Source organism: Occultella gossypii, assembly GCF_019947135.1.
GTDB lineage: Bacteria > Actinomycetota > Actinomycetes > Actinomycetales > Beutenbergiaceae > Occultella > Occultella gossypii.
The window spans coordinates 122,421-138,768 of record NZ_JAGSHT010000020.1 but is presented as its reverse complement, the minus strand read 5'-3'; the positions used below and the strand labels follow the sequence as shown (position 1 = coordinate 138,768).

Genomic DNA, 16,348 nt, shown 5'->3' with positions numbered 1-16,348 from the left:
CCTTAGCGCTAAGGTATCTCCCATGACAGTTGCAGTGATCACGGGAGCAGGAAGTGGGATCGGCGCCGCGACGGCCGCACGGTTGGCCGGCGACGGGTACACCGTGGCCCTGTGCGGACGTCGGGCGGAGCGTCTCGAACGCACCCGCGCGGGCCTGCCGGGTGCGGGCCACTCGGTCCATCCGGGCGACCTCACCGACGTCGCCCAGGTGCGGCGCGTGGCCGCGGAGATCGCCGAACGGCACGACGGCGTCGACGTCCTCGTGCACGCCGCCGGCGGCCTCGTAGCGCTCGAGCCGGTCGACGACGGCGACGGGCTCGGCACGGTGGCGGCCGACCTGAGCTCCTCGTTCGCTGTGAACGTGCTCTCGACGGCGTTGCTCACCCATGCCCTGGGCCCGGCCCTCCGTGGCGGGCGCGGCCGGGTCGTCGCCGTCGGCTCGATCGCCGGGCAGCGTGGCGGCGGGCTCGGCTACGCGAGCGCCAAGGCGGCGCTGCACGGGTGGGCCTACGACCGGGCCCGCGCCCTCGGGCCGCGGGGCATCACCGTGAACGTGGTGGCGCCGGGCTACACGTCCGGCACCGAGTTCTTCGGTGACGCGATGACAGATGCGCGCCACGAGCGGCTCGTCGGCGAGACCCTCACCAAACGGGCCGGTGAACCGGGCGACATCGCCGCGACGATCGCGTTCCTGGCCTCCGCCGACGCCGGGCACCTGACCGCTCAGGTGATCGGCGTCAACGGTGGCGCGCTGCCCGGATGAGCGAGCGATGACCGACCCGTCGGCCGACGCCTCGACCGGACCGCCGATCGATCCCGTGGACGCCATCGAACGGGACTGGCACCGCGAACGCCCCGATCTGGACGTGTCCTCGATCGCGGTCATCACCCGGATCCGCCGCACTGCGAAACGGCTCCAGCAGCGCCGGTCCCGGCTCCTGCGAGAACTCGGCACGGACGACGCCACCCTCGATCTGCTCAGCACGATCCGCCGGTCCGGGCCGCCGTACGAGCTGACGCCGGGGCAGCTCGCCGAGCGCACCCTGATCACCAGCGGGGCCGTGTCCCAACGCCTCACCCGTGCCGAGGCTGCCGCCCTGGTGACCCGCCGGACCTCCGCCCGGGACTCCCGGTCGGTGGTCGTCGCGCTCACCCCGGCCGGGCTCGACCTGCTCGAGGCGACCGTCACCGCCCTGTTCGCCGACGAGGAGGCGACTCTGGCCGGCTTCGACGCGGCGGACCGGTCGGCGTTCGTCGACCTGTTGCGCCGCTACCTCGATTCGCTCGGCTCGCTGCAGGAGTAGACCCGGGTTCGAACCGGTGGTCACTACGCTGGGCCCGTGGAGGACGCCGACGTCGCGCTCGTGGTCATTCCTTTGCTGGCCGTCCTTGCGCCGCTGCTGACGCGAGGGCTCGGACGGTGGGTGCGCATCCCCGTCGTCGTGTTCGAGCTGGTGCTCGGCATCGTGGCCGGGCCGAGCCTGCTCGGGTGGGTGCAACCGAACGAGTTCATCGACCGACTCGCGGATCTCGGCCTCGCGATGCTGTTCTTCGTGGCAGGCACCGAGATCCAGACGTCCGCTCTGCGAGGGCGGACGGGCCGCAACGCAGGGCTCGGGTGGCTCGTGAGCCTCGTCGTCGGAGTGGGCCTCGGGTGGCTCATCGCGCCCGGCCAGGCCGCCGTGATCCTCGGTGTCGCGCTGGCCTCGACGGCGCTCGGGACGCTGCTGCCCATCCTGCGGGACGCCGGCGAACTCGACACGCCGTTCGGGCACAGCGTGAGCGCGCTCGGCGCGGTCGGCGAGTTCGGCCCGCTCATCGCGATCTCGATCCTCCTCGGGACCCGGTCGCCCGGGGCCGCGACGATCGTGCTGGCCGTGTTCGCGCTCGTCGCTGGGTTCGCGATCTGGTACGGGATCCGTGGCCCGCACGGCGCCCTCCACCGGGTGGTCAACGCGACGCTGCACACGTCGGGCCAGTTCGCGGTCCGCGTCGTGTTCCTCCTCCTCGCCGCGCTCCTGGTGCTCAGTCTCGCTCTCGACGTCGACTTCCTGCTCGGCGCCTTCGTCGCCGGCCTCGTCTGGCGCCTGCTCATCCGGGACGCGAAGCACGAGGACCAGGAGGCTGTCGAGAGCAAGATCGAGGCCATCGCGTTCGGCTTCCTGGTGCCGGTCTTCTTCATCAACACCGGGGTCTCCTTCGATCTCGCTGCGCTGCTGGCGGACCCGATGTTGCTTGGGGTGCTCGCCGTCGGCTTCGCCGCCCTGTTCGTCGTGCGCGGCATCCCGTCGATGCTCGCGGCACCTGTCGGCGCGTCGCGGCGGGAACGGATCTCCATCGGTCTCATGGGCGCGACAGGGCTGCCGATCATCGTCGCGGTGACAGCGATCGGCGTCGCCGAAGGTCTTCTCACGACCGGACTGGCAGCCGCGCTCGTCGGCGCCGGCATGCTGTCGGTGCTCGTCTTCCCACTCGTGGCGATGTCGCTGCGCGGGGCCGTGCCGCTGCTGACCGCGCTGGCGGACGACGACGCCTGACCTGCCGAGGAGCGCCACCCGGTGGACCGGGGACCACGTCGGCGGCCGGCCGCCGGATCTCTCAGCCGGCCGTCCCGGGTGCCCGGCCGTCACCGCCCGCCAGCAGCGCCGCGAGGTCCCCGACCGGCCCCAGGTGCGCGAGCTTGTCCGGGTTGATCTGATTCTGCAGACCCACCACCCGGCCACCGGCCACCTGCACGGACATCAGGGCCAGCCAGGCACCGTCGGCGCCCCGCGCCCGCAGGGCCGGCCCGCCGTTGGCCTCGATCACGTCGAGCTCGATCCCGAGAGGAGCGCCCCGCCGGGCCAGCCCCACCAGGAACCGGGCCACGGCCTCTGCCCCCTCGAGCGGCCGCGCGATCGCCGGCGCCCGGCCACCGCCGTCGGCGTGGAAACGAACATCCGCGGCGAGCAGTGCCTCCACGCGCGCCACGTCCTGACGGTGCAGAGCGTCCACCAGTGCCTCGGCGACGGACGCGCGGTCGGGACCGGCGCCGTCGGGCGGTGTGGCCGCGGCCAAGCGGCGACGCGCCCGCGAGTACAGCTGCCGGCAGGCCTGCGGGGACCGCTCCACGATCTCGCCGATCCGCGGGTAGTCGAGGCCGACCGCCTCGCGGAGCACGTACACGGCGCGCTCGACCGGCCCGAGCTCCTCCATCAGCATGAGCACGGCCACGGCCAGTGACTCCCGCCGCACCGCGACGTCGGCCGGGTCCGGTGCGGCCGACGTCCCGGACATGAGCGGGGCGCCCGACGTGACGAGCGGTTCGGGCAGCCACGACCCCACGTACCGCTCCCGGCGGACCCGGGCCGAGCGCAGCGCATCGATGGCCAGGCGCGTGGTGACCGTGGTCGCGTACGCCTCCACGGATTCGACGTCCCGTGCACCCTGCAGCCGGATGAACCCCTCCTGCACCACGTCCTCGGCCTCGGCGACGCTGCCGAGCATCCGGTAGGCGATCGCGAACATCAGCGGTCGCAGCCGGTCGTGTGTGGCTTCGACGTCCAGACCCACCACCCCATCGTGACACGTCCCGTCACAGCCTGGCCCTCTGCCTCGTCGGACGGGGTGGACGAGAGATGAGGAGAGCGACATGAGGATCTTCCTGGCCGGCGCGACCGGTGCGATCGGTCGGCCCCTGGTGCCGATGCTGGTGGCCGACGGGCACACGGTGATCGGCTCCAGCCGTGGCCATACCCACGACGATGCGCTGCGCAGCGTTGGCGCCGAACCGGTGGTGCTGAACGGGCTCGACCGTGCCCAGGTGCTGGACGTGGTCGGTGCCGCCGCGCCCGAGGTGGTCATCCACCAGATGAGCGGCCTGGCCGGCAGCGGCGGCGACCTGTTGCACTTCGACGACGAGTTCGCGGTGACGAACGAGCTCCGGGTCGCGGGCACGGACAACCTGATCGAGGCGGCCCGGGCGGCCGGCGCGAGGCGGTTCATCGCCGCCAGCTACACCGGGTGGCCGAACGCACGCACCGGGGCGGCGGTGCATGACGAGTCGGCACCGCTCGACGCCGACCCCGCGCCGGAGTCCCGCCGCACGCTCGCGGGCATCAAGCACACCGAGGCGGCCGTCACCGCCGCGACCGGCATCGACGCGCTCGCACTGCGGTACGGCACCTTCTACGGGCCCGGCACCGGCATCGGTCCGGGCGGCGACCAGCTCGCCATGGTCCGGGCCCGCAAGCTTCCGGTGGTCGGTGGGGGCGGCGGGGTCTGGTCGTTCGTGCATATCGCCGACGCCGCCCGGGCCACCGCCCTCGCGGTGGGCCGGGGCCGGCCGGGGATCTACAACATCACCGATTCCGACCCCGCGCCGGTCGGCGTGTGGCTGCCGTACCTGTACGAGGTGCTCGGCGTGCGCCCACCGCGGCGCGTCCCGGCCTGGCTGGCGCGGCCGCTGCTCGGCCGGCACGGACTGAACATGATGACGGCCGTGCGCGGGGCGGACAACACCCGGGCGCGCACCGAGCTGGGCTGGGAGCCGGACTACCCGAGCTGGCGCGACGGCTTCCGCACGCTGACCACCTGACTTCCGGCCGTGGAAGCACGAGAGCCGCCCACCTCGACGGTGGACGGCTCTCGGAGTCTGTTGGCGTCAGCCGGCGCGCAGGACCTTGCCAGCCTTGAGGCAGGAGGTGCACACGTTCACACGCTTGGGCGTGCCGTTCACGACGGCGCGAACCTTCTGGATGTTCGGGTTCCAGCGACGCTTGGTGCGACGGTGGGAGTGCGAGATGCTGTGGCCGAAGCTCGGGGCCTTGGCGCAGACGTCACACGTAGCAGCCACGGTGTGTCTCCTCTTAGGTCAGTGCTCGCCACAGGGTGAAGCGGCAAAGTTCGTTGGGGTCGGCCGTGGCGCAACGCCTGCCGTACCGTGCCCATGGTTGGGCAACCGGTCCAGAGTACTCCACGCGGGCCGTCTGGCCCAAACGCCAAGGCCCGACGGCGGTGCGTGGGCTTGGCCACATCCTCTCACCCTCCTGCTGTGGCCGGTTGGGCACGAATGGACCCGGTGCCGGGCGCAGCGCTGTCGGCGCCTGGCGATAGCATCGCGGAGGAGGGATGCAGATGGCCGAGAAGCCCACGCCGACCAAGGAGTTCAGCCGCCTGGTCGGTCCGGGTGCTGCCAAGGCACTGCTCACCCTCGGCATCAGCGACCAGCGCGGTCTGCTCTTCCACTTCCCGCGCCGCTACCTCAAGCGAGGCGAGTACACCACGCTGTCCGAACTGCGGGTGGGCGAGAACGTCACGGTCGCGGCCGAGGTGGTGGACTTCTCGTCCCGTCGCGCGCGCAGCGGGACGATGACCCTGGTGGACGTCACGGTCAGCGACGGACGTACCCGGCTGCCGATGCGCTTCTTCGCTCGGCACCAGGGCACCGTCCACGGGCTGGCGCACGCCTTGAAGATCGGCACCTCGGCGATCTTCTCCGGGGAGGTGGAGAACTTCAATGGCACCATTCAGCTCAAGCACCCCGAGTTCGAGCCGTTCGACACCGGCGACGTGCTCGACGACCTGCGCGCCGCCCACGAGGCCGAGCGGCCGGTCCCGGTCTACCCGGCGACGGCGAAGGTCAGCTCGCTTCTGATCAGGCGGGCGATGCGCATGGTCGTGGACCCGCTGCACGACGGCGAGGTCAACGACCCGGTGCCGCCCGAGATCGTCGCGCGCCGCGGCATGCTGGACGCGACCCAGGCGATGCGAATGATCCACCGGCCGCATGCCGAGGCCGACTATCGCCGTGCTCAGCACCGGTTCCGCTACACCGAGGCGTTCCTGCTGCAGACCGCCCTGGCCCGCCGGCGCGCGGACATCGCCGCCTACGAGGCCACGCCCCGCCCGCCGAGGCCCGGGGCCCTGCTGGACGCGCTCGACACGCAGCTGCCGTTCGCCCTGACCGCCGGGCAGCTCGAGGTGGCCGCGGAGATCTCCGCGGACCTGGCCGCCCCCAGCCCGATGCAGCGGCTCCTGCAGGGCGAGGTCGGCTCCGGCAAGACCGTGGTGGCGCTCCGGGCGATGATGCAGGTCATCGACGCCGGCGGGCAGGCGGCGCTGCTCGCACCCACGGAGGTGCTCGCCCAGCAGCACGCGCGGTCCATCCGGAACCTGCTCGGACCGCTCGGTGAGGCCGGCATGCTCGGCGGCGCCGACGACGGTACCCGGGTGGCGCTGCTGACCGGTTCGCTGAGCGCGTCCCAGCGGCGGCAGGCGCTCGCGGACGCGGCGTCCGGGGCGGCCGGCATCGTCATCGGCACACACTCGCTCCTGAACGAGAAGGTCCAGTTCGCCGACCTCGCGCTCACCGTGATCGACGAGCAGCACCGGTTCGGGGTGGAGCAGCGGGACGCGCTGCGGGCCAAGGGCCGAACCGTGCCGCACCAGCTCTACATGACCGCTACCCCGATCCCGCGGTCGGTCGCGATGACGTTCTTCGGGGACGTCGAGGTGTCCACCCTGCGGGAGGTGCCGGCCGGGCGCTCGCCGATCACCACGCACCTGGTGCCGGTGGACAAGCCGAAGTGGATCGCGCGTACCTGGGATCTGGTCGCCGAGGCGGTCGCCCGTGGCGAACGGGCCTACGTGGTGGCGCCCCGGATCACCGCGAACGGCGGCGACGACGGCGCGGACCTGCTCGACGCACCCGACGACAAGCGCCCACTGGCCACCGTCGAGGAGGTCGCCGACCTGCTCGCGGCCGAACCGGTGCTCTCCGGGATCGCCGTCGGCGTGATGCACGGTCGGCTCCCGAGCGACGAGAAGGACGCCGTGATGGAGGCGTTCTCCGCCGGCCGCACGCCCGTGCTGGTCACCACCACGGTCATCGAGGTGGGCGTGGACGTGCCCGAGGCGTCCGTGATGGTCGTCATGGACGCGGACCGGTTCGGGCTGTCCCAGCTGCACCAGCTCCGCGGCCGGGTGGGCCGGGGCAGCGCACCGGGCACCTGCCTGCTCGTCACCGGCGCCGGCGAGGACACCCCGGCGCTGCAGCGGCTCAAGGTCCTGACCGAGACCACCGACGGGTTCGTGCTCGCCGAGAAGGACCTCGAACAGCGCCGTGAGGGCGATGTGCTCGGCGCCGCGCAGTCCGGCCGCGGCAACTCCCTCAAGCTGCTCCGCGTGTTCACCGACCGGGGTGTGATCGAGGAGGCCCGCGAGGACGCGCGTAGGCTCATCGCCGAGGATCCCAACCTGGTCCACCACCCGGACCTGTTGGTGGCGATCACCCAGCTCGTCGACCCGGACCACGAGGAGTTCCTCGACCGTGCCTGAACGGCCCTACCACCTGGAGTTGCCCGACCGTGGCTAAGAAGCAGACGTCCGCCCCCATGATCCGCGCGGACAAGGTCAGCGTCGGCTACGGCTCGGACATCGCCAGCGCCGTGTGCCCCCCGATCTCGGTGAGCATGAAGCCCGGCGAAGGCCTGGCAGTGGTTGGCGCGAACGGCACCGGGAAGTCGACCTTCCTGCGCGCCGTGGCGGGCCTGCTCGACGTGCTCGGTGGGCAGATCGACGTGTTCGGGCGCCCCGTCGACGAGCGCACCCGCCGGTTCCGCGCCGACGTCGCGATCGTGCTGGACGAGGACTCCTATCTGCCCGCCCTCACCGTCCGCGAGCACCTCCTGCTGACCGCCCGCGGGCACGGCATGGAGCGCGTCTCGGAACTGGTCACCGGCATCATCGAGGAGTTCGGGCTCACGGCCCGCCAGCAGGCCGCACCCACGGCGCTGTCCTCCGGGCAGCGTCGCCGGCTGTTGCTCGCCTCCGCGTTCGTCCGGCCCCGCCGGCTGATGGTGCTCGACGAGCCCGAGCAACGCCTCGACTCCGGCATGCGCGACCGCCTCGCGGAGCGCCTGGCCGCCGAGCGCAAGACCGGCGGTGGCGTGGTCATGGCCACCCACGACCCGGTCCTGGTCCGGGTGGTCGCCACGCGTGCGGTCCTGCTCGGCGAGGACGAGGTCCGGGTCGTCAGCCCCGAGGTCGCGGCCCAGGCGATCGAGGCGATGTGAGCAGCACGGACACCGGCGACGACCTGCCGATCGACGAGAATGTCTCCGCCGACGACGCGTGGCCGACCGGGCGGCAACTGCGCTCGCTGACCAGGGACGCGACCGAGGCGCACACCGGCGGGAGCTTCTTCGAGGTGATCTCCGAGGTCTACTCGGTGGTCTTCAGCGCCGCCATCGCCCTGGCGGTCGCACTCGGCGCCGTGCAGGGACTGAACGCCACGATCACCACCGGGCCGGAGGTGCACACCCTGGACCCGACCTGGCTCGCCGTCGTCGCGGCGCTCATCGTGGCCGGCGCGGTCGTGGGGCTGGCAGGGCGGATCGGGCCCATCGGGATGGGCGGCGGTCAGGCCGTCTGGTGGCTACCGACTCCGGCGGACCGCCGCGGACTGCTGCGGCCCCGGTCGGTGCTGGTGCCGATCATGGGCGCCGTGGTCGGCGCCGCCGGTGGTCTCCTGATCGCGTTCCTGGCCCTGGGCGAGCCCGGGCCGGTGCTCGGGTCCATCGTCGCCCTGTGCACGCTCGGGGGCACGGCGCTCGCGCTCGCCGTGGCCGCCGGCCAGGTGCAACTCGGCAACAAGCGCGCAGCACGGGTGCGTCCGGCCGCCCTGATCGGGGACATCCTGATGGCCGCGGGCCCGCTGCTCGGGCTGCTCCTGGTGTTCGTGCGACCCTCTCCGCTGACCCTGCCGAGTGGCACCGTCGCCCTGATCGCGATCGCTGTGCTCGCGGTCCTGGTGGTGGCCCTGCTGGTCCGGGTGGACACCGGTCTGAATGCGATCTCAGGGCGGGAGCTGCGTGCCCGCGGGGCCGTCTCGGCGTACGCCGCGGGCGCGGTCACCTCGGTGGACACCCGCGAGCTCGGCCGGGCCCTGAGCGTGAGCACCGCCCCGGACCAGCGTCGCCGCTCGGCGCGGCTGCCCTGGGTGCGCGGTCCGATCAGTGCCATCGTCACCGGGGACGCCCTGGTGCTGGCCCGTTCTCCGCGGCATGTGATCCAGATCGGCGTGGCGGCGTCCGTGGCCCTGATGGCACTGCTCGCCGGGTGGCCCACCGGCGTGAACGTGGCGATGCTGCTGATCGGCGGCTACCTGGCTGCCATGGCGACGGCCGAGAGCGCCCGCCGCGCCGAGATGGCGCCGGTGCTGGACCGGTTCTTCCCGATCTCCGCGTTCGACGTGCGCCGGGTCCGGATCATCTTGCCGGGCGTGATCATGGTGCTCTGGTCCGCCGGGGTGTTCGCCGTCTGGGGCGCCACCCATGGCAGCCTGCCCGGCTGGATCCTGCTCGGCGTGATCGCGGCCCCCACGTTCGCCGCAGGTGTGGTCCGGGCGGCCTACCGGAAGCCCCCGGACTGGAGCAAGCCCCTGGTGACGGGCCCGATGGGTCCGGTACCGCCCGGTGTGCTGCTGGCGGTCGCCCGAGGACCGGACCTGGTGGTGCTCTGCCTGATCCCGACCCTCGTCGCACTGATCGCGTTCGGGCCGACCTTCGTGCTGGTCTGGTTGCAGGCCGCCACATCGGCGATCGCGTTCGCGATCGCGACCCATGTCAAGGACGAGAAGAAGCCGTCGATGATGGAGCGGGCCGCGGACGCACAGAAGGCGAGCGGGGCGCGATGACGAGGATCGTGGCCGGCACCGCAGGTGGCCGGACGCTCAAGGTGCCGCCCGCCGGGACCCGGCCCACCAGCGAGCGGGTCCGGGAGGCCCTGTTCTCCCGCCTCGACCATCTCGGGGTGGTCCGCGGCGCCCGCGTGCTGGACTTGTACGCCGGCTCGGGCGCGCTCGGTCTGGAGGCCGCGAGCCGCGGCGCTGCCGAGGTGGTCGCGGTCGAGGCCGCGAAGGCCGCCGCGGCGCTGTGCCGGTCCAACGCGGCACAGGTGGGCCTGGCGGACCGGGTGCGCGTGGTCGCGACCCGGGTGGAGCGCTACCTCGACGGCGGCCCGCCCGGCGCCCCGTTCGACCTCGTGCTGGTGGACCCGCCCTACGACGTCGGCGGACTCGACGAGGTCCTGGCCGCCCTCACCGGCCCCGGTTGGCTCGCTCCGGGCGCCCTGGTCGTGGTGGAGCAGGCCCGGCGATCGGGCGAACCCACCTGGCCCGAGGGCCTGGCCCCGGATGGCGAGAAGACCTACGGCGACACGACGTTGTGGTTCGCGACCACCGCCGGACTCACCCGCTGAGGTCGCCCGTGACTGTCTGACATCGCTCCCGCGTCACGGACTGGGCGACCAGCGACCGGACGAGCTCGTACGGGAGCCCGTGGGTCTGGTGCAGATACTCGAAGTCGTCGTGGTCGAGGGTCTTCTGGAAGCGGTCATGACTGAGGATCCGCCGGCCCCGTGCGAGCAGGTCGGTGAACCGGATCTCCTCGTCGACCAGCATCTGCTGCACCACCGGGACGCGCTCCCCCTGGTGGAAGTGGCGCAGCGTGTGCTCGAGCACCTCGAGCGGCAGATCCGACAGCGTCCTGGACCGATCGGAGCCCCACAGGAGGGTCAGCACCCGCCGGATCAGCCGGCGCAGCACGTATCCACGGCCGGTGTTCGACGGGCGGACGCCGTCGCCGATGATGACGATGCTCGAGCGGAGGTGGTCGATCACGATCCGTTCGGACACCTCGTCCAACGTCCACAGTTCCGGGAGGAGGCGCATCCACGGCTCGAACAGCTCGGTCTCGTAGACCGAGCTCTTTCCCTCGAGCAGCATGCTGAGCCGCTCCAGGCCGAGACCGGTGTCCACGTTGCGTTGCGGCAGTGGTTCGAGCGACCCGTCCTCGTGGCGGCGGAAGCGCACCATGACGTGGTTCCACACCTCCATCCACCGGTCGTCGGTGGTCGGCGTGCCCTCCGGTGAGCCGTCGCCGGTCCACAGGAAGATCTCCGAGTCCGGGCCGCACGGACCGGTCGGCCCGTTCGACCACCAGTTCTCGTCGGTGGTCAGTTCTACCGGGACACCGAGGCTGCGCCAGGTACGCAGCGATTCCCGGTCGAGCTCGACCCGGTCGTCACCACCGAAGACGGTGACATGCATCCGCACCGGGTCGATGCCGAACCCGTCCCGGAGCAGCTCGTATCCCCACCGCAGGCTCTGCTGGCTGCCGTAGTCGCCCAAGGACCAGGAGCCGAGCATCTCGAACACGGTCAGATGGGTCGGATCACCGATCTCATCGAGGTCGGTCGTGCGCAGACATCGCTGGACGCCGACGAGCCGTCGTCCGAGTGGATGGGGCTCACCCTCCAGGAAGGGCGTCAGCGGATGCATGCCGGCGGTGGTGAAGAGGACGGGGTCGCCGGGTCGTGGGATCAGCGAGGATCCCGTGGTCGGGATGTGACCGCGCTGGACGAAGAAGTCGATGAAGGTCTTCTCGACGCTCATGGGAGTGGTCCTTTCGGGGGAAGACCGGAAAGGGCCGCTGGCCAGGTGCGGACAGCACAACACCGGCGGACCGTTTCCGGTCGCCGGTGTGGGAGAGATGGATGTCAGGCAGCGGCAGCCGGCGAGCGAGGAGCTCGTGCGGCGGCGGCGAAGCGCGACATCTGATGCATGTCGTCAACGGTACCCCAACGATCCCGGCCGGCCGAGTGCGCGGAGCGGGTCGGCGTGCTCGCTATGGTGAAACTCGTGGCTCAAGAGATCTCGTTCCGGTCCGATGTGTCCGTCGAACTCGTCCGCTCGAGCGCGTCGGATTCCGACGTCCTCTTCGCCGCCCGGGTGTCGACGCAGGGCGAGCAGACCCTCGGCTCCGCCCAGGACACGAGTCTCGACGCCTCCCGCTCGAAGGGCCTGATCAACTACCTCATGCGCGACCGTCACGGATCGCCGTTCGAGCACAACTCGATGACGTTCTACGTGCAGGCGCCGATCTTCGTCTTCCGCGAGTTCATGCGTCACCGCATCGCCTCCTACAACGAGGAGAGCGGACGGTACCGGGAGCTGAACCCGGTCTTCTACGTGCCCGGCCCCGAGCGCAATCTCGTGCAGGTGGGCAAGGCCGGTGCCTACGACTTCCTCCCGGGGACGGCCGAGCAGACCGACCTCGTCTCCGCCGAGGTCCGCGCCGTCTGCACCGAGGCCTTCGGCTCCTACCAGCGGATGCTGGACGCCGGTGTCGCCCGCGAGGTCGCTCGCATCGTCCTCCCGGTCACGATCTACTCCTCGATGTACGTGACGATGAACGCCCGCGCGCTCATGAACTTCGTCTCCCTGCGCACGAAGAGCGAGGGCAGCCGATTCCCGTCGTTCCCACAGCGTGAGATCGAGATGGTGGCGGAGCAGATGGAAGCCTTCTGGGCCGGCCTCATGCCGCTCACCCACGAGGCCTTCAACGAGAACGGACGGGTGGCACCCTAGGGAGCGCGCGTTATCCCTGCCTGCTCTTGGGGCGGGCCCGCACGTGGATGCGTTCGCCCTGCGGTCCGAAGATGCTCAGCAGTTCCGTCGTCCCGCGGCCGGGGTTGCCGAACCAGTGCGGAGTGCGGCAGTTGAACTCGGCCACCTCACCCTCGGTCAGCACCACGTCGTGCTCGCCGAGGACCAGGCGCAGCCGCCCGCTCAGGACGTACAGCCACTCGTAGCCTTCGTGGGTCTGCAGGTCCGGCGGCGTGACGACGTCGACCGGCGGCAGGATCAGTTTCGCCGCGAGCTGTCCGCCGACCCGCCGGGTGAGCGGCACGTGAGTCACACCGTGGTGGACGACGGGCCGGATGTGGACGCGTGGGTCCGCGGTCTCGGGCGCGCCGACGAGGTCGTCGAGGGTCACCTGATAGGCGCGGGCGAGCGGCAGCAGGAGCTCCAGCGTCGGGCGCCGCTGTCCGGTCTCCAGGCGGGACAGGGTGCTCACGGAGATCCCGGTGGTCCGCGACAACTCGCTGAGGCTGGTGCCGCGGCGGGTGCGCAGGGAGCGCAACCGCGGGCCGACGGCGTCCAGCACGTCGCCGAGTTCGGTGGCTGTTGAGGTCATGGGTCGAGTTTGCCAGACCGGCAAAGATCGTTGGCGCTCGCGGCGGTGTGGTGTGAACTACTAAACGAGATCAGTTCTCAACAGTGCCGGATGTCCCGGCCGACCGACGCCAGGAGCCCTTCATGCAGACGAATCCGAACCCAGACCCGACGCCCGGCCCGAGCCCGGCACCCGACGCGCCCGGACTGCGCAGCCGCTACGACGTGGTGGTGATCGGCGGCGCGGCAGCGGGTCTGAGCGCCGCCCTGACCCTCTCCCGCGCTCGTCGCAGCGTCCTCGTCGTCGACGCCGGGCAACCGCGCAACACGCCCGCGGACGGCGTCCACAACTACCTCGGCCGTGAGGGCACGCCACCGGGCGAACTACTGGCCATCGGCCGCGCCGAGGTGAGCGGCTACGGCGGCGAGATCACCGCCGGGGCGGTCACCGCCGTCGGGCGGGCCGAGACGGAAGGCTTCGAGATCACCCTCGCCGACGGCCGCCGCACCGGCGCCCGGCAGGTACTGCTCGCCGCCGGTGCCCGCGATGAGCTGCCCGACGTCCCGGGCCTGGCGGAGCGCTTCGGACGGGACGTGCTGCACTGCCCGTACTGCCACGGCTGGGAGGTCCGGGACCTTCCGATCGGGGTGCTCGCGTCCTCGCCGATGGCGATGCACCAGGTGCTGCTGCTGCGGCAGTGGAGCGCGGACGTGACGCTGTTCCTCAACGATGTGCTCGAGCCGACGGAGACCGAGTGGGAGCAGCTGACGGCGCGGGGCATCGCGGTCGTCGACGGCGCCGTCGCCGCGGTGGAGAGCGCCGACGACCGGCTCACCGGGGTTCGGCTGGCGTCCGGCGCGTTCGTGCCCAGGTCGGCCCTCGCCGTGCAGACCCGGGTGTTCGCGCCGGTCGGTCCGCTCGAGGGCCTCGGGCTGAGCGCCGAGGAGTTCCGGATGGGCGAGGCCCTGTTCGGGACGTACCTGCCCACCGACGCGAAGGGCGAGACGTCGGTGCCGGGGATCTGGGCGGCCGGGAACGTGGCCGACGTGAGCACGCAGGTGATCACGGCGGCTGCGGCCGGGATGCGGGCCGGTGCACAGATCAACGCCGCCCTGGTGACGCAGGACACCGCGGCGGCGGTCGAGTCGGCGCGGCTCGCGCCGGCCTGAGTCAACGGCGCGGCGGTCCTCGGCCTGCGGGCGGTCGGCCCTCGCCGATCAGGTCGAGGGCTGCTGCGAACCGGTCGGGGAGCTGCTCCTGGCCCACGGCGCCCCGAGCTCGGTGAATGTCGCATACTCGCTCGCGACGCGCTCGCACCACTGCTCGACGTCGGTCACCACCGGGTGGCGGCCGTGCTCGTCGTCGCGCCACTGCACGAACTCGGCGGGGATCGGCGCGGGGTCCGGCGCGGTGCGGACCGCCTCGAGCACGCGGATGAACGCCCCGGTGTGCCGGGCGTCGGCAAGCAGGGGCGCTCCGGTGGTGATGTGGTCGACGAGGTTGCGCTGCAGACTGGTCCGGTCGAATCTCTCGGTGCGCTCGCCGTCGGGCGTGCGGACGGTCAGGACGTCGTCGGTGTAGCGGAACTCGGCCGTACCGCGGGTGCCGCGCACGATCAGCCTCGCCGCGCTCTGGGTCGCAGACGTCAGGGAGAGCCCGAGCGCGACCGGGATGCCGCTCATGGTGCGCAACCGCACGGCCGACGTGTCATCGGCCTCGATGTCGTGCGCGCGGTACAGGTCCACGACCACCTCGGCGACGTCCGCCGAGGTGGTCGCGCCCGCGATCCGCAGCGCGGTGGCCACGGCGTGCGCGAGCGGGTTCGTGACGGCGCCGTCGACCACCGCCACACCGTCAAGGGTGCGCCGCCCGGCCCAGCGGGAGCGGGCGTAGTACCGCGTGTCCCGCAGCCAGGTACCCACGCCGCCGACGCCGACGAGTTCGCCGATCTCGCCGCCGGCGATGAGCGCGTCGATGGCCGGCAGCGCATGCGACCCGAAGCTCTGGAAGCCGACCTGCACCGACAAGCCGGTCTCGGCCGAGACCGCGATCAGTTCGTCGAGCTCGGCGAGGGACGCCGTCGTCGGCTTCTCCAGGAGCACGTGGGAGCCGGCCCGCAGTGCCTCGACGGCGAGCGGAAGGTGCGTGTGGATCGGCGTCGCGATGATCACGACGTCCGGGCTCTCGGCCGCGAGCAGTGCGGTCAGATCCGGGTAGGCACGGGCCGTCGCGGGCACGTTCTCGGCGCCCTCGGCGCCGCGCGGGTCGGCGACGGCGATGACCTCGGCGAGGCCGTCCGCGGTCAGCCCGACGAGCTCACGCAGGTGGTGGCTGCCGAACCCGTGGATGCCGACGACGGCGAAGGTGGCGGTCATGGCAGTCGCTCCAGCCGGTCGCAGTGGGCCTGGGCGGTCTCGGGCGACAGGCTGCCGTCCACGAGCAGCGCCCACAGGTGCAGGTCCAGGCTCGTCCCGGCGGCGATGGTCCGGGGCGCGTCCCAGGCGATGGCCGGTCCCGCACCGACGTACCCGTCCGTTCGCACGAACCACGGCAGCACCTGCCCGGAGGGCTGCGCCAGCAACAGGGAGACCGGACCCCTCTCGCGCGCCTGGGTGAGCAGGAGCCAGGGCGACGTCGAGCCCAGGGCAGGGTCGCCGTCGGCCGTGGTTGCCGTGGTGGCGATCGATGCGGCCGAGAGCCGCCAGAACAGCCCGCCGTACCCGGCGCCGGTGCGCCCGCGGGTCGCCGGAGAGCCGAGCTCGAGGTCACCGGCGTCGGCATGCAGCGTGCTGTGCCAGCGCAGCGCCCAGGCCGGGTGCTCCGGGAGCAGGTCCGCGGTGACCTCGCGGTCCTCGGTGAGGACGTGCTCGCCGTCGCTGCCGAGCCACTCAAGCGTCTGGGTGATGCGGTGGTCGGTGGTGTCGATGCTGCGCGGCACCTGGCGGCCGTGGTTCTCGAGCAGCTCGTAGCCGGTCGGATGCACGTAGGACCCGCCGCCCCAGAACATGTGCCCGTTCACCTCGACGACGGCGTTGCTCACCCCATGGTGGTGAGGGTGGTCCTCCGGTTCGACCTCGGTGAGCACGGTGCCCTCGAGCGTCGTCACCGGGTGCAGGTAGGGCCGTGGGGAGAGGTGCTGGGCCAGGTCCTGGCCGTCGTTGTAGGTGGCGACGGCGCGCGCACCGATGTGCAGTGCGGTCACGGAACTCCTTCGGTTGCCTCGGGTCCGCGTCCTGGACGAGGTGCGGGTACGGCTGACGCGGACATGCTACCGGAAACCGCTTACCGAGTCGCCCTTGGGCCGGTGGGTCAAGGTGGGGGCCACCGGGAATCCTGGGCACCGATAGGTT

General features: G+C 72.0%; 16 protein-coding genes. 10 read left to right on the top strand and 6 right to left on the bottom strand.

Features of this window, described 5'->3' with window-relative positions:
* Positions 1-22: 22 nt before the first annotated feature.
* Genes KCQ71_RS20700 through KCQ71_RS20690 form a run of 3 tightly spaced genes read left to right on the top strand, consistent with a single transcriptional unit; the run spans position 23 to position 2,537 of the window.
* The gene (locus KCQ71_RS20700) at positions 23-763 is read left to right on the top strand and encodes an SDR family NAD(P)-dependent oxidoreductase (protein WP_223409555.1); all 741 of its coding nucleotides are present in this window, start codon (positions 23-25) and stop codon (positions 761-763) included.
* A 7-nt stretch (positions 764-770) separates the two neighbouring features.
* Complete coding sequence (locus tag KCQ71_RS20695; protein WP_223409552.1) at positions 771-1,304, top strand: MarR family winged helix-turn-helix transcriptional regulator; 534 nt, start codon at positions 771-773, stop codon at positions 1,302-1,304.
* 36 nt (positions 1,305-1,340) lie between these two features.
* Positions 1,341-2,537, top strand: a complete 1,197-nt coding sequence (locus tag KCQ71_RS20690) for a cation:proton antiporter (protein ID WP_223409549.1) — start codon at positions 1,341-1,343, stop codon at positions 2,535-2,537.
* Between the two features lie 61 nt (positions 2,538-2,598).
* Here KCQ71_RS20690 and sigJ read toward each other — a convergent pair whose 3' ends face one another.
* On the bottom strand, positions 2,599-3,552 hold the full coding sequence (gene sigJ / locus KCQ71_RS20685; RefSeq protein WP_223409546.1) for an RNA polymerase sigma factor SigJ: 954 nt from the start codon (positions 3,550-3,552) through the stop codon (positions 2,599-2,601).
* A gap of 79 nt (positions 3,553-3,631) precedes the next feature.
* Here sigJ and KCQ71_RS20680 point away from each other — a divergent pair, with 79 nt between their 5' ends.
* Positions 3,632-4,576 (top strand): NAD-dependent epimerase/dehydratase family protein, encoded by a 945-nt coding sequence (locus KCQ71_RS20680; protein ID WP_223409543.1) that lies wholly within the window; start codon positions 3,632-3,634, stop codon positions 4,574-4,576.
* 66 nt (positions 4,577-4,642) lie between these two features.
* Here KCQ71_RS20680 and rpmB read toward each other — a convergent pair whose 3' ends face one another.
* A complete protein-coding gene (rpmB, locus tag KCQ71_RS20675; RefSeq protein ID WP_223409539.1) occupies positions 4,643-4,834 on the bottom strand; it encodes a 50S ribosomal protein L28 in 192 nt (63 codons plus the stop codon).
* Between the two features lie 281 nt (positions 4,835-5,115).
* On the opposite strand from rpmB, the gene KCQ71_RS20670 reads away from it, so the two are divergent.
* The 4 genes from KCQ71_RS20670 to rsmD are packed head-to-tail and all read left to right on the top strand — an operon-like array spanning position 5,116 to position 10,239.
* Entirely contained in the window at positions 5,116-7,317 is a 2,202-nt protein-coding gene (locus KCQ71_RS20670; protein ID WP_223409537.1) for an ATP-dependent DNA helicase RecG, read from the top strand.
* Positions 7,318-7,346: 29 nt separating this feature from the next.
* Entirely contained in the window at positions 7,347-8,054 is a 708-nt protein-coding gene (locus KCQ71_RS20665; protein ID WP_223409534.1) for an ABC transporter ATP-binding protein, read from the top strand.
* The gene (locus tag KCQ71_RS20660) at positions 8,051-9,676 is read left to right on the top strand and encodes a DUF6297 family protein (RefSeq protein ID WP_223409531.1); all 1,626 of its coding nucleotides are present in this window, start codon (positions 8,051-8,053) and stop codon (positions 9,674-9,676) included. The genes KCQ71_RS20665 and KCQ71_RS20660 overlap by 4 nt, the downstream gene beginning before the upstream one ends.
* Complete coding sequence (gene rsmD / locus KCQ71_RS20655; protein ID WP_223409528.1) at positions 9,673-10,239, top strand: 16S rRNA (guanine(966)-N(2))-methyltransferase RsmD; 567 nt, start codon at positions 9,673-9,675, stop codon at positions 10,237-10,239. The genes KCQ71_RS20660 and rsmD overlap by 4 nt, the downstream gene beginning before the upstream one ends.
* Here rsmD and KCQ71_RS20650 read toward each other — a convergent pair.
* On the bottom strand, positions 10,229-11,434 hold the full coding sequence (locus tag KCQ71_RS20650; RefSeq protein WP_223409526.1) for an alanine--tRNA ligase-related protein: 1,206 nt from the start codon (positions 11,432-11,434) through the stop codon (positions 10,229-10,231). The two genes, rsmD and KCQ71_RS20650, sit on opposite strands and share 11 nt — an antisense overlap.
* A 246-nt stretch (positions 11,435-11,680) precedes the next feature.
* Between KCQ71_RS20650 and thyX the strand changes: the two genes are divergently transcribed.
* The gene (gene thyX, locus KCQ71_RS20645) at positions 11,681-12,409 is read left to right on the top strand and encodes an FAD-dependent thymidylate synthase (RefSeq protein WP_372454072.1); all 729 of its coding nucleotides are present in this window, start codon (positions 11,681-11,683) and stop codon (positions 12,407-12,409) included.
* Between the two features lie 10 nt (positions 12,410-12,419).
* On the opposite strand, the gene KCQ71_RS20640 is transcribed toward thyX, so the two are convergent.
* On the bottom strand, positions 12,420-13,019 hold the full coding sequence (locus KCQ71_RS20640; RefSeq protein ID WP_223409524.1) for a helix-turn-helix domain-containing protein: 600 nt from the start codon (positions 13,017-13,019) through the stop codon (positions 12,420-12,422).
* Positions 13,020-13,141: 122 nt separating this feature from the next.
* Here KCQ71_RS20640 and KCQ71_RS20635 point away from each other — a divergent pair, with 122 nt between their 5' ends.
* Complete coding sequence (locus KCQ71_RS20635; RefSeq protein ID WP_223409521.1) at positions 13,142-14,167, top strand: NAD(P)/FAD-dependent oxidoreductase; 1,026 nt, start codon at positions 13,142-13,144, stop codon at positions 14,165-14,167.
* Positions 14,168-14,215: 48 nt separating this feature from the next.
* Here KCQ71_RS20635 and KCQ71_RS20630 read toward each other — a convergent pair whose 3' ends face one another.
* Both KCQ71_RS20630 and KCQ71_RS20625 read right to left on the bottom strand, forming a co-directional pair.
* Positions 14,216-15,373, bottom strand: coding sequence for a Gfo/Idh/MocA family protein (locus tag KCQ71_RS20630; RefSeq protein WP_223409519.1), 1,158 nt, complete (start codon positions 15,371-15,373; stop codon positions 14,216-14,218).
* A complete protein-coding gene (locus KCQ71_RS20625; protein ID WP_223409517.1) occupies positions 15,370-16,200 on the bottom strand; it encodes a DUF6807 domain-containing protein in 831 nt (276 codons plus the stop codon). The genes KCQ71_RS20630 and KCQ71_RS20625 overlap by 4 nt, the downstream gene beginning before the upstream one ends.
* Positions 16,201-16,348: the final 148 nt, after the last annotated feature.